This is a genomic window from Arthrobacter oryzae, assembly GCF_030812315.1.
Lineage (GTDB): Bacteria > Actinomycetota > Actinomycetes > Actinomycetales > Micrococcaceae > Arthrobacter > Arthrobacter oryzae_B.
The window spans coordinates 17,611-29,659 of record NZ_JAUSSM010000017.1 but is presented as its reverse complement, the minus strand read 5'-3'; the positions used below and the strand labels follow the sequence as shown (position 1 = coordinate 29,659).

11 protein-coding genes are annotated in these 12,049 nt (G+C 66.6%); 5 read left to right on the top strand and 6 right to left on the bottom strand.

The features are described from left to right. Window positions 1-123 precede the first annotated feature (123 nt). Complete coding sequence (locus J2S97_RS21850; protein ID WP_307052036.1) at window positions 124-2,040, top strand: FAD-binding monooxygenase; 1,917 nt, start codon at window positions 124-126, stop codon at window positions 2,038-2,040. Here J2S97_RS21850 and J2S97_RS21845 read toward each other — a convergent pair. The 4 genes from J2S97_RS21845 to J2S97_RS21830 all read right to left on the bottom strand — a co-directional run bounded on the left by J2S97_RS21845 (window position 2,030) and on the right by J2S97_RS21830 (window position 4,490). Beyond that, complete coding sequence (locus J2S97_RS21845; protein ID WP_307052035.1) at window positions 2,030-2,887, bottom strand: prephenate dehydratase; 858 nt, start codon at window positions 2,885-2,887, stop codon at window positions 2,030-2,032. The two genes, J2S97_RS21850 and J2S97_RS21845, sit on opposite strands and share 11 nt — an antisense overlap. Before the next feature lie 121 nt (window positions 2,888-3,008). Continuing rightward, window positions 3,009-3,728, bottom strand: coding sequence for a GntR family transcriptional regulator (locus J2S97_RS21840; protein ID WP_307052034.1), 720 nt, complete (start codon window positions 3,726-3,728; stop codon window positions 3,009-3,011). Window positions 3,729-3,732: 4 nt separating this feature from the next. Next, window positions 3,733-4,263, bottom strand: a complete 531-nt coding sequence (locus tag J2S97_RS21835; protein WP_307052033.1) for a PTS sugar transporter subunit IIA — start codon at window positions 4,261-4,263, stop codon at window positions 3,733-3,735. Continuing rightward, window positions 4,260-4,490 (bottom strand): glucose PTS transporter subunit EIIB, encoded by a 231-nt coding sequence (locus tag J2S97_RS21830; RefSeq protein ID WP_307052032.1) that lies wholly within the window; start codon window positions 4,488-4,490, stop codon window positions 4,260-4,262. The genes J2S97_RS21835 and J2S97_RS21830 overlap by 4 nt, the downstream gene beginning before the upstream one ends. A 184-nt stretch (window positions 4,491-4,674) precedes the next feature. Between J2S97_RS21830 and J2S97_RS21825 the strand changes: the two genes are divergently transcribed. The 3 genes from J2S97_RS21825 to nagB are packed head-to-tail and all read left to right on the top strand — an operon-like array spanning window position 4,675 to window position 8,048. Then, window positions 4,675-5,949, top strand: coding sequence for a PTS transporter subunit EIIC (locus tag J2S97_RS21825; protein ID WP_307052031.1), 1,275 nt, complete (start codon window positions 4,675-4,677; stop codon window positions 5,947-5,949). Window positions 5,950-5,956: 7 nt separating this feature from the next. Beyond that, complete coding sequence (locus J2S97_RS21820; protein ID WP_307052030.1) at window positions 5,957-7,249, top strand: N-acetylglucosamine-6-phosphate deacetylase; 1,293 nt, start codon at window positions 5,957-5,959, stop codon at window positions 7,247-7,249. Beyond that, on the top strand, window positions 7,230-8,048 hold the full coding sequence (gene nagB, locus J2S97_RS21815) for a glucosamine-6-phosphate deaminase (protein WP_307052029.1): 819 nt from the start codon (window positions 7,230-7,232) through the stop codon (window positions 8,046-8,048). Before J2S97_RS21820 ends, nagB begins: the two co-directional genes overlap by 20 nt. A gap of 131 nt (window positions 8,049-8,179) precedes the next feature. On the opposite strand, the gene J2S97_RS21810 is transcribed toward nagB, so the two are convergent. After that, on the bottom strand, window positions 8,180-9,589 hold the full coding sequence (locus tag J2S97_RS21810; protein ID WP_307052028.1) for an aldehyde dehydrogenase family protein: 1,410 nt from the start codon (window positions 9,587-9,589) through the stop codon (window positions 8,180-8,182). A gap of 275 nt (window positions 9,590-9,864) precedes the next feature. On the opposite strand from J2S97_RS21810, the gene J2S97_RS21805 reads away from it, so the two are divergent. Then, complete coding sequence (locus tag J2S97_RS21805) at window positions 9,865-11,340, top strand: APC family permease (RefSeq protein WP_307052027.1); 1,476 nt, start codon at window positions 9,865-9,867, stop codon at window positions 11,338-11,340. On the opposite strand, the gene J2S97_RS21800 is transcribed toward J2S97_RS21805, so the two are convergent. Further along, the gene (locus J2S97_RS21800) at window positions 11,317-11,994 is read right to left on the bottom strand and encodes an AmiS/UreI family transporter (RefSeq protein ID WP_307052026.1); all 678 of its coding nucleotides are present in this window, start codon (window positions 11,992-11,994) and stop codon (window positions 11,317-11,319) included. The genes J2S97_RS21805 and J2S97_RS21800 overlap by 24 nt on opposite strands. Window positions 11,995-12,049: the final 55 nt, after the last annotated feature.

The window sequence follows — 12,049 nt, the reverse complement described above, 5'->3', positions numbered from 1 at the left end:
GTAACGCAGGTCATACCTGCGTACAGTTCTGAATCAGCAGCCATATTTCTATTATCGAACGTTCAGTTCTGATATCGAACACCAGACGGCCCTAGACCGCCACACAACGAAGTGAGGAATCCCGTGCATTTCCATCATCACGGCTACGTATCCGGTGACCCGCGAGTTCAGCCCGTCGCCGGCGTCGGCGTCAACCGGCCCGCCCAGCTTCCCGACGAAGTGGACGTGCTCATTGTGGGCACCGGCCCTGCAGGTATGCTCACCGCTGCCCAGCTGTCCCAGTTCCCGGGCATCACCACCCGCATCGTGGAGCGCCGTGACGGCAGGCTTGCCATCGGCCAGGCGGACGGCATCCAGGCCCGCAGCGTCGAAACCTTCCAGGCCTTCGGCTTCGCCGAGCGGATCATCGCCGAGGCCTACCGGATCACCGAAATGGCATTCTGGAAGCCCGACCCCCTGAACCCTGCGAACATTGTCCGCGCCGCGCGCACGCTCGACGACGCGCACGGGATCAGCGAATTCCCGCACCTGATCGTCAACCAGGCCCGCGTGCTGGACTATTTCGCCGAGGTTATGGCCAACGCCTCTACGCGCATGTCGCCGGACTATGGCTATGAGTTCCGCAGTCTCGAAGTCGGCGAGGGGGAGTACCCGGTTACCGTTACGCTCGTCCACACCAGCGGCCCCGATGAAGGCCTGGAACGTATTGTCCGGGCCAAGTACGTGGTGGGCGCCGATGGTGCGCGCAGCAAGGTCCGGGAATCGATTGGCTGCACCCTGGCCGGGGACCAGGCCAACCACGCCTGGGGCGTTATGGACGTGCTCGCCAATACCGATTTCCCGGACATCCGCCTCAAGTGCGCCATCCAGTCCAACGACGGCGGCAGCATCCTGCTGATCCCGCGTGAAGGCGGGCACCTCTTCCGCATGTACGTGGACCTCGGCGAAGTGCCCGCGGACGATCACGGTGCGGTCCGCAAAACCACCATCGAGCAGATCATCGCCAAGGCCAACGCGATCGTCCACCCCTACACCGTGGACGTGCGCAATGTGGCCTGGCACAGCGTTTATGAGGTGGGCCACCGCCTTACGGACAGGTTTGACGACGTGCGCCCGGAAGAGATGGGCACCCGCACGCCGCGAGTATTCATCACCGGCGACGCCTGCCACACGCACAGCGCCAAGGCAGGCCAGGGCATGAACGTGTCCATGCAGGACGGCTTCAATATCGGCTGGAAACTCGGCCACGTCCTCGAAGGCCGCAGCCCGGAGAGCCTCCTGTCCACCTACTCGGCCGAACGCCAGGTCATCGCAAAGAACCTCATCGACTTTGACAAGGAGTGGTCCACGCTGATGGCGAAGAAGCCCGAGGAGTTCGCCTCCCCCTCGGAGCTCGAGGACTTCTACGTCAGCACCGCCGAATTCCCAGCCGGCTTCATGACCCAGTACACCCCGTCCATGCTCGTCGGCAGCCCGGCCCACCAGGAGCTTGCCACCGGCTTCACCATCGGCAAGCGGTTCAAGTCCGCGCCGGTCGTGCGGGTCTGCGACACGAACCCGCTGCACCTCGGCCACCAGGCCAAGGCTGACGGTCGATGGCGCATCTACGTTTTCGCGGACGCGGTAACCCCCGTCATGGGAAAGGAGGGTGCCGCGTCACCGGCCGCCGACCTCGCCGGATGGCTTGCCAACGCGCCGGACTCGCCGCTCGCCGCAACACCGGAAGGTGCCGACGCCGATGCCTGGTTTGACGTCAAGGTCATCTATCAGCAGGACCACACCAGCATTGACATCAACGCAGTGCCGGCCGTGTTTAAGCCGGAGGTGGGACCGTTCAAACTCACCTACCTGGAAAATGTCTACGGCACCGATCCGGCGGCGGACATTTTTGACCTGCGCGGCATCGACCGCGGCGGCGCCGTCGTCGTGGTGCGCCCGGACCAGTACGTGGCGAACGTCCTGCCCTTGACGGCGACGGCGGAGCTCGCCGCGTTCTTCGCACCGATCCTGCAGGGGCGTCAGACGGCTGTCAGCCGGTGACTGCCTGAGCTGTCCGGTACTCCGCGGCTGCATAGACACCCAGGATCCGCACCTCGGCGGTGAAGAAGTCCAGTTCCTCGAGGGCGAGCTTCAGCGGCAGGTCCTCGGGGTGGCCCTCGACGTCGGCCATGAACATGGTGGCGGCAAACTCGTCGCCCACCATGTAGCTCTCCAGCCGGGTCATATTCACGCCGTTGGTGGCGAACCCGCCCAGCGCCTTGTAGAGCGCGGACGGGACGTTCCGGACGCGGAACACGAAACTGGTCACTGCCGGCCCGGGCAACTCATCCCGGGTCGGCAGTTCCTTTTCCCGTGCCAGGACCACAAAGCGCGTGGTGTTGGACGGGTCGTCCTCGACCCGTGAGGCCAGCACTTCGAGGCCGTAGATCCGGGCTGCGAGCGGGGGAGCGAGGGAGAGTTTGGCGGGATCGTTCCATTCCCGCACTTCGCGGGCCGACCCGGCAGTGTCCCCGGCGATGACGGGGCGCAACCCTGCTTCCCGGATCAGGCGCCGGCACTGGCCCAAGGCATGGATGTGGCTGTGGACCTCGGTGGCCCCTTCGATGGTGCTGCCGGGGATGCCCAGCAGGTCGAAGTGGATGGGCAGGAAGAACTCGCCCACGATCTGAAGATGCGACTGCGGGAGCAGGATGTGGATGTCCGCCACCCTGCCGGCGATCGAGTTCTCGATCGGAATCATGGCCAGCTCAGCCTCGCCGCTGGACACGAGTTCAAACACGTCCTCGAAGCTGGCGCACGGGACGCTTACCAGCTCGGGGAACATCTGCTGGCACGCGATATTGGAGTTGGCGCCGGGCTCACCCTGGTACGCAATTTTCTGGGTCACGATCCGTATGGTTTCACGACACGCGCCCGCCCGCCCAAGTGACTCGCATTTAACGTCGCCATTCGGGGGTTTCGCGACGTTAAATGCGAGTCAGTTGGGATGAGGCGCGGACAATCCCGGCTCAGCCAAGCGCGAGCCGCATCGACACCTGGTACCGGTCCGAACGGTACGTCGAGATGGAGTATTCGATGGGCGTTCCCGGATCGTCCTGTCCGGTAAATGACCGGCGCCGGAAGAGCAGCACGGGGGCGCCCGGTTCGATGTCCAGCAAGGCTGCGGTTTCCTCCGGTGCGGCAGCGGCCTCCACGGTCTGTTCCACGTGCTGCACCGGATGCCCGGATGCTGCGAGGACCCGGTAGAGGGACCCCGTCAGGTCCTCCGAAAGCAGGTCCGGCAGGAGCCGGGGCGGCAGCCAGGATTCGTCCACGCTGACGGGCGCCCCGTTGGCCAGGCGCAGCCTGCGGACCTGGTACGCCTCCTCGCCGCCGGCAAGTCCCAGGTGCTCGGCAGCGGCGGCGGGCGGCTCCGCGATGGACGCGGTGATGACCCGGGTGCTGGGTTCGAAGCCGGCCTGCCGCATGTCCTCGTTGAAGGAGGCCAGGTGCAGGGTGGAGCGCACCAGCCCGTGCGAGACGAAGGTCCCCTTGCCTTTGATCCGCACCAGTGCCCCGTCCTGGACGAGGTCCGAGATGGCCCGGCGCACCGTGATCCGCGAGACCCCGAACTGCTCCTCCAGCTGGCGTTCGCCCAGCAGCGCGTCCCCGGGCCGCAACGTGGAGGCGACCAGGTCCTGGAGCTGCCGGCGCACCCAGACGTGCTTTAGTTCCCCTGCCGTATCCATAGGTCTATTGTCCGGGCAGGTTGAACAGGTGCCCGCCGGCTTCGACGCGTGCTCCGCTTTCCGGCGGCTTGATGGCGTCCGGTGCGCTGTCCAGGATCACCACGGGGCTGCACATGCTGAGGTTTTTCGAACGGACAAACGTGACGTCAACGCTGATCATGGGATCGCCGGCGCGGACCTGGTCGCCTTTCTGTGCCAGCACGCTGAACCCCTCGCCCTTCAGGCCGACCGTATCGATTCCCACATGGACCAGCACTGCGGGCCCGGAGGCGTGCTGGACGATGTATGCGTGCGGCATGACCTTGATGACCTTGCCGTCCAGTGGAGCGACGGCGGTGAGCACGCCGGCGTCGTCATCGGGGATAACGGCGGCGCCGCCGCCGACCAGCCCTTTGGCGAACACCGGGTCCGGCACTTCGCCCAGCGGGATGAGCCGGCCAGGCAGAGGGGAGGCCACGCTGATGGCCACGGCCGGTGCTGCGGGGTTTACGTCAGGCGTGCGTACGTCAGGAGCGCTTACGTCGGGAGTGCTCACATGAGGTCCTGGATGTCTTCGGCGAGGCTCTCGGCTTCAGGGCCCACAACCACCTGGACCACCGTGCCGGCCACCATGACGCCGTGGGCGCCTGCGGCCTTGAGGGCGGCCTCGTCAATCTTGCCGGCGTCCACCACTTCGGTGCGAAGGCGGGTGATGCACCCCTCGATCTCTTCGACGTTAGCGGCGCCGCCCAGGGCGGCGAGGATGATTTCTGCTTTGGACATGTCCACTCCTGTTGATGGTTCACGCATGGGTTTGCCGGCTCTGGAGGCCTTTTTTCCTGCCCGAGGTTGACAACTGAGGCCGACGCACTTCACAGTGATGATTGTCACTGGTTATAACCAGTTAGCAAAACAATACTGAATCCCGCATCCCCGCACAAGCACCCCCTTCGAAACGAGGAACAACATGTCCACGGAAAACCCGTCCGCTTCCGCCGGGGCCGGCCCGCTGGCCGCACCGTCCCCGGGAAAGACCAAGGGCAGCGGCAAAGCGCTGCAGAACATGCAGCGCTTCGGGCGCAGCCTCATGCTCCCCATCGCCGCCCTTCCCGCGGCGGCGCTCCTCCTGCGGCTCGGCCAGGACGACCTGCTGGGCAGGTTCGAAGGCCTGACCACCGTTGCCCAGGTGATCGGCGCGGCCGGCGGTGCCCTGTTTGAAAACCTCCCGCTGCTCTTCGCCGTCGGTATTTCCTTTGGCTTTGCCAAGAAGGGGGACGGGTCCACGGCGCTGGCCGCCGTCGTCGGCTTCCTGGTCCTGATCAACGTCTTCAAGGTCATGGCACCACTGGTGCTGGGCGCCGCCCCGGAAGGCGGCGAGGATCCCGTCATCAACTACGGCGTGCTCGCTGGCATCGTGATGGGCCTGACCACCGCGTGGCTGTGGCAGAAATTCCACCGGACCACCCTGCCGGACTGGCTCGGATTCTTCGCCGGCCGCCGGCTGGTGCCCATCCTGACTTCCTTCGCCGCGATAGTCATTGGCGTGGTCATGGCCCTCATCTACCCCTTCTTCAACACCGGTCTGACGGCCGTGGGCAATGCCGTCGCGGATAACACCGTTGTGGGCAGCGGAATCTACGGCACCCTCAACCGGCTGCTCATTCCGCTGGGCCTGCACCACATCCTGAACTCCATCGTCTGGTTCATCATCGGCGACTACAACGGCGCCCACGGCGACCTGAACCGGTTCTTCGCCGGCGACCCCTCAGCGGGTGTGTTCATGACGGGATTCTTCCCCATCATGATGTTCGCCCTGCCCGCGGCCGCCCTTGCCATCTGGCATGAAGCCAAGCCTTCCCAGAAGAAGATCGTCGGCGGCGTCATGCTCTCCACCGGCCTCACCGCCTTCCTCACGGGAATCACCGAACCGCTGGAATTCTCGTTCATGTTCGTGGCCTGGCCGCTGTACGTCGTCCACGCCGTCCTGACAGGCACGTCCATGATGCTGGTCAACTTCCTGGGCATCCACCACGGCTTCGGCTTTTCCGCAGGTGCCATTGACTACGTCCTCAACTTTGGCATCGCCCAAAATCCGCTGTGGCTGATTCCCATCGGGCTGGGCTACGCAGCGGTGTACTACGTGGTGTTCCGCTTCGTGATCCGGCGCTGGAACCTGCGGACCATGGGACGCGAAGACGAGACTGACGAGAACGGTTCGATGGCCAAAGCCGATGCGAGCTAATCCCGGCGTGAATGGGCCTGCCCAGCCCTTGGGAAACAGCGACGGCGGCGGGTTGGGGCTGCGGGGGCGCCTCGTCACCGGCCGGACCGGCGACGGCGTAATCGACGACGGAACCGTAGTGATCGCCGGGAGCAGCATCCTTTGGTGCGGCCCGACGGCGGAGCTGCCCGCCGGCGTCGACGTCGAAACAACACAAGTGCCGCTCATTCTGCCCGGGCTGGTGGACGTGCACTGCCACGGCGCAGTGGGGCACACCTTCTCCGCGGACGCGGAGGGAGCCCGCCGGGCTGCGGGTTACCACGCAGTGCAGGGCACGACGTCGGTCCTCGCCTCGCTCGTTTCGGCGCCGTCGGATGTGCTGCTGGAGCAGATCGCGGTGCTGCGGGAGCTGGTGCAGGACGGCACACTGGCCGGCCTGCACCTGGAAGGACCGTTCATCACCGAGAGCATGTGCGGGGCGCAGGACCCGGCGGCCATCATCGACGGCGACCCGGAACTCCTGAAGCAGTGGTTCGAGGCGGGACAGGGCACGGTCCGGTCCATCACGCTGGCACCGGAAACCGCCTACTTTGCGGAGCTGGTTGCCCTGTGCCGGGACTACCGCGTGGTCCCGTCGCTCGGCCACACCGACGCCACGGCGGCCGTGACGCGGGAAGCCCTGACGGGAGGGGCCGGCGGTACGGCAGGGACGAGTGCCGGCGGGGCTCCGTGGTCGGCCACGCACCTGTTCAACAGGATGCCGGCGCTGGGCCATCGGACGCCGGGACCAATCCCTGTCCTGCTGCAGGCCGCCCGGCAGTCACCGGACCGGATGGTCCTGGAACTGATTGCCGACGGTGTGCACCTAGACCCGGAGATCGTCCGCATGGTCTTCAGCCTGGTGGGGCCGGACTCGATTGCCCTGATCACGGATGCCATGGCCGCGGCAGGGATGTCCGACGGCCAGTACACGCTGGGCAGTTTGGACGTGCTGGTCCAGGACCGCGTGGCCCGGCTTGTCCCCGCAGGGCAGGATGCCCAGCCCGGGGCGATCGCCGGGGCAACGAGCCTGCTGCTGGAAAACGTCCGCCGCTGCGTCGACTGGGGCATACCACTGGCTGACGCCGTCACCGCAGCTTCGGCCGCCCCGGCCAGGCTCATGGGCCTGGACAAGCCGGATTCCGACAAAGTCGGGGTGCTGGCTGCGGGGTACCGCGCGGACGTGCTCGTCACTACTGAAGAACTTGAACTGTTGCAGGCCTACCGGGCAGGCACACCACTAACGCAGGAAAGGAATGCGCGTGCAGATTATTCTGTGTGAGTCCGCCGAACAGGTAGGGGGCAGAGCCGCCGACATCATCGACGCCCGGGTGCGGCAGGGCCCGGCCGTCCTGGGGCTGGCCACGGGAGGTTCGCCGAAATCGACGTACCAGGAACTCATCCGGCGGCACCGCGAAGAGCACCTCAGCTTCAGCCAGGTCACGGCCTTCACCCTGGACGAATATGCCGGGCTGCCGCCGGAGCACGAGCAGAGCTACTACTCCACTATCCGGCGGGAATTTGCCGACCACGTGGACCTGCCGCTGGGGCAGCTCATGACCCCTCACGGGGACGCCGCGGACCTCGTGGCCGAGGCCGACCGCTACGACGAGGCCATCACGGCCGCCGGCGGCGTGGACATCCAGATCCTCGGCATCGGTGCCAACGGCCATATCGGCTTCAATGAACCCACCTCATCCCTGGTCTCGCGCACCAGGGTGAAGACCCTGGCCGGGGCCACCCGGGCGGACAACGCCCGTTTCTTCCCGGAGGACGACGTTCCGCGGCTATGCCTGACTCAGGGACTGGGGACCATCCGCGAAGCCAAACTGGCGGTGCTCGTGGCGATGGGGGAGAACAAAGCTGACGCTGTCCAGGCCATGGTGGAAGGACCGGTCAGCGCACACTGCCCTGCCTCGGTGCTGCAGATGCACCGCCGGGCCGTGGTCATCCTGGACCCCGCCGCCGCATCCGGCCTGAGCCTGCTGGACTATTACCGGGACGCCCAGGAATTCAACGACCGGCTGGGCCAAACGCCCACCCGGCCCTGGCTGCGGCAGCCGCTGGTCCAGCAGGGCTGAGCCGGCAGGACACCAACGAATCCGAGGCTTGTCCGCGATTCCGTACCTACAAGGTGCGGTGCAGCGGACAAGCCTCGGATTTTGTGCGTCATGGCCGGGGCGCCGTCGGCCAGATCCGCGCGGGGTTCCGCCTAGCCGTTGATGACCTGCGGAACTCCCACGGCCTTAAGGCCTTCGACGCCGAATTCCAGGCCGTAGCCGGACTGCTTGGCGCCGCCGAACGGGACGCGGGGGTCCACGGCGCCGTGCTTGTTGATCCAGACGGTGCCGGCTTCGATCCGGGCGGCGACCTTGCGGGCTGCGGCGAGGTCGGGGGACCAGACGGAGGCGCCGAGTCCGACGTCGAGCGCGTTCGCCATGGCGACCGCCTCGTCGATGGTGCTGTAGCGGATGATCGGCAGGGCGGGGCCGAACTGTTCCTCGGCCACCAGCGGGTTGCCGTTGTCAATGTCGGCCACGAGGGTGGCGGGGTAGAAGTGGCCGGGCTGATCCAAATCCGGGTTGCCGCCGATCAGGATCCGGGCGCCGGATTCCCTGGCTGCGTCCACGAGCCCGGCCACGATGTCGTACTGCGCCCTGTTCTGCAGCGGGCCCAGGACGTTGTTCTCGTCGAGTCCGACGCCCATGGGCATCGAGCCAGCGACGGCGGTGAGTTCGGTGCAGACGGCGTCGTAGATGTCGTCGTGGACGTAGAGGCGCTTGAGCGCAGCGCAAGTCTGGCCGGTGTTGATGAAGGCGCCCCAGAAGAGGCCCTCGGCGATCGCCTTCGGGTCGGCGTCGGGCAGGACGATGCCGGCGTCGTTCCCGCCCAGTTCCAAGGTCAGCCGTTTGATGGTGTCCGCGGAGGACTTGATGATGGACCGGCCGGCAGCGGTGGACCCGGTGAACATGACCTTGCCGATCCCGGGGTGTTCGGCCAGGCGGGCACCGACCTCGCGGTCCCCGGAGACGACGGTCAGGAGGCCCTCGGGGAGTTCCTCGTTGAGGACCTTGGCGAGGGCCAGGACGGACAGCGGGGTCATCTTGGAGGGTTTGACCACCACGGCGTTGCCCATCCGGAGGGCGGGGGCGATCTGCCAGATGGTGATCATCATGGGCCAGTTCCAGGGGCCGATGGCGCCGACGACGCCGATGGGCTTGTAGTGCAGTTCGGCGTAGGTTTCACCGTCGTCCACCACGACTTCCGGCTCCAGGGGCGTGGTGGCGGCGGCGCGGAGCCAGGCGGCGCAAGCGCCGACTTCGAAGCGGGCGTTGGGGCCGTTGAGCGGTTTGCCCTGCTCGCGGGAGAGCAGCCGGGCGAGTTCCTCGGCGGAGCGTTCGACGGCGTCGGCCGCCTTGAGGAGTGCAGCGGACCGGGCGTCGTGGCCCAGGGCAGCCCACGCCGGCTGCGCGGCCGCCGCGGCGGCAATGGCCTCTTCCAGGTCCGCAACGGTGTGCACGGGTGCTTCGCCGACGGCGGTCCCGGTGGCGGGGTCAAAGATGGTCCGGGTATCGCCGGTGTCCGGGGTGATCGAGGCCAGCAGGGCGTCGTAAGTTTCCATGGGGTACTCCACTTCGAGTAGGTCAGGGACCGCAGGCCGGTGTGGCCCAACAGCACTGCTTCAAGCGTGCTCCGGCGGGCGTCCCGGGTCTTGTCTTTCCGTGAAGAGCTGTTGTGCGGGAGCGAACGGAACCGGAGCCTGCGGGGGTGACTGCGCTCAGGAACAACAACTGATCGCTGTACGACAAAGCGCATCCGGAGGCCGCTGCCATGCTGGATTTCACGCACTTCTCCCCAGCACATTTCCCAGCACTCATGACCGTTAAGAAGGACCCAATGAGTATTTCGAATCCCGAATCCCGGACCGCAGAACCCGGTTCCCGCCAGGAACACTCCACTGCACTGCGCGCAGGCAGCATCGGAGTCCTGGGCATCCTGTTCTTTGTCCTGTCCGCGCAGGCGCCGCTGACCGGAATCGTCGGAGCAGCACCCCTGGCGGCCGCGCTCGGCAACGGTGCCGGCGCCCCGGGCGCATACCTCGTCGTAGGCATCATCATCGTGATCTTCGCCGTCGGCTTTGTGGCGATGAGCCGGAAGGTGCAGACCAACGGCGCCTTTTACGCCTACGTCACGGCAGCGTTCGGACGGAAGGTCGGCGCCGGGGCGGCGTGGCTTGCCCTGCTCGCCTACAGCACGGTGCAGGCGGCAATGTACGGCCTGTACGGTGCCGCGTTCTCCGGCCTGCTGGCATCCGCCGGACTGACGGTTCCGTGGTGGCTGCTCGCGCTGGTCACCATGGCCGGTGTCCAAATCCTGGGTTCCATGAACATCGAGCTCGGCGCCCGCGTCCTTGCGGTCCTGGTGGGCCTCGAAGTGGCCATTCTCCTGATGTTCGGTTTCTCGGTCCTGCTCAAGGGCGGTGGCCCCGAAGGGCTGGACTTCGCCGCCTCGTTCGCACCGGAAGCCATCGCCAGCGGAGCCCCCGGCGTTGCCATCATGTTCGCGGTGGCCTCCATGTTCGGTTTCGAATCGACGGCGATCTACTCCGCCGAGGCCAAGGACCCGCACCGGACCGTTGCGCGGGCCACCTATCTCTCCGTGGGCATCATCGCCGTCTTCTTCTCCTTCATCACCTGGATGCTGGTCAGCTTCTACGGTCCGTCCCACGTCGTCGATGCCGCAGGGGCAGCCCTCGAATCCGGCGACGCGACCTCGTTCGTCATCGGCCCGATCGTTGAGATGTTCGGACCATGGGCAGGGGTCACCGCCGGCGTCCTCCTCGTGACGTCCCTGCTGGCCGGCATCATTGCGTTCCACAACGGCATCAACCGCTACCTTCACTCACTGGCGCTGCGTGGCTCCCTGCCCGCCGTCGTCGCCCGGACCAACAAGCACCGCGCCCCGGCCGCCGCGGCCTGGATCCAGACGGCGGTCGCCGTCCTGCTCGTGGCGCCGTTTGCGGTGCTGGGACTGGACCCGGTGCTGACGCTCTTCTCCTGGTTCAGCGGCCTTGCCGTCGCGGCACTGCTGGTCCTGTACATGCTGTCCTCCCTCGCCGTCGTCGGCTATTTCCGCAGGGAACGGGTGACGGGGCAGCAGTGGCAGACCTTCATCGCCCCGGTGCTGGCCGCCGTGCTGCTGGCGTGGGTTCTCTTCCTGGTGGTCAGCAACTTCACGTCCCTCATCGGCGGAAGCGCCGAAACGGCCGTGGGGCTGCTGGTGGCCGTCCCCGTGATTTTCCTGGCCGGTGTGCTGGTGGAGATGCGGGTGGAGAAGCGGGCCCGGATCCTAGACCCTGAGTTCGCCGGGTAACGGGCTTTCGACGGCGCCGCCTGAGGCGGCGGCGACCGTGGCGGCGCGGGCGGTCTGGTGCCGCCCGCGCCAGGCGAGGCTGCCGGCGACCAGCAACAGTGCCAGCAGGGCTACCGCGGCTGCCGCGGCGATCTCCGGTTCGCCGGGCCACCGGCCGGTCAATCCCAGAAACGCCGGCACCGTGGCCGAGGCCTGGCTGGTGAGGACAAGGGACCAGCCGACCAGCGGCGCCAGGCGCGCGAAGCCCAAGGCCAGCTGAAAGAAGAACAGCATCCACAGGTACGTCCAGCAGAGCCAAAGGACGGCCAGGAGCGGATCCTCCCCGGACCAGGCCACAGCGAGCAGGACTCCGCACGCGCCCACCAGTCCGCAGAACCAGCCGAGTCCCCTGGAACCGAGTGCCAGCAGGTAATCCAGCCCCACATAGACATAGGTCAGGCCAAACAGGAACATCCCCGAGGCCCCGAGGAGCAGCTGCGGGCCGCCGCCAACGCCCGGAGAACTGACACTCAGATACGTGACACCAAGGGCCAGCTGGATGCTGCCGATAACCAGGCTGAACACGGCCGCATCCTTGCGGGGGAGGAGGTCCAGCGCCGCGAGGCCGTTGAGCAGGAGCGCAGCTCCGGAGAGAAGCAGGCAAATGTAGGCCATCAGGAGTCCCTCGCCGGAGCCGGAACCGAGGCCGTAACTTTCGTTTCATGGAAAT

What these genes read in the sequence shown, in the direction of transcription:
- J2S97_RS21840 (WP_307052034.1), bottom strand. Translation starts at nt 3,728, where the DNA reads ATGGATACGGCAGGGGAACTAAAGCACGTCTGGGTGCGCCGGCAGCTC.
- J2S97_RS21830 (WP_307052032.1), bottom strand. Translation starts at nt 4,490, where the DNA reads ATGTCCAAAGCAGAAATCATCCTCGCCGCCCTGGGCGGCGCCGCTAAC.
- J2S97_RS21825 (WP_307052031.1), top strand. Translation starts at nt 4,675, where the DNA reads ATGTCCACGGAAAACCCGTCCGCTTCCGCCGGGGCCGGCCCGCTGGCC.
- J2S97_RS21810 (WP_307052028.1), bottom strand. Translation starts at nt 9,589, where the DNA reads ATGGAAACTTACGACGCCCTGCTGGCCTCGATCACCCCGGACACCGGC.
- J2S97_RS21805 (WP_307052027.1), top strand. Translation starts at nt 9,865, where the DNA reads ATGAGTATTTCGAATCCCGAATCCCGGACCGCAGAACCCGGTTCCCGC.
- J2S97_RS21800 (WP_307052026.1), bottom strand. Translation starts at nt 11,994, where the DNA reads ATGGCCTACATTTGCCTGCTTCTCTCCGGAGCTGCGCTCCTGCTCAAC.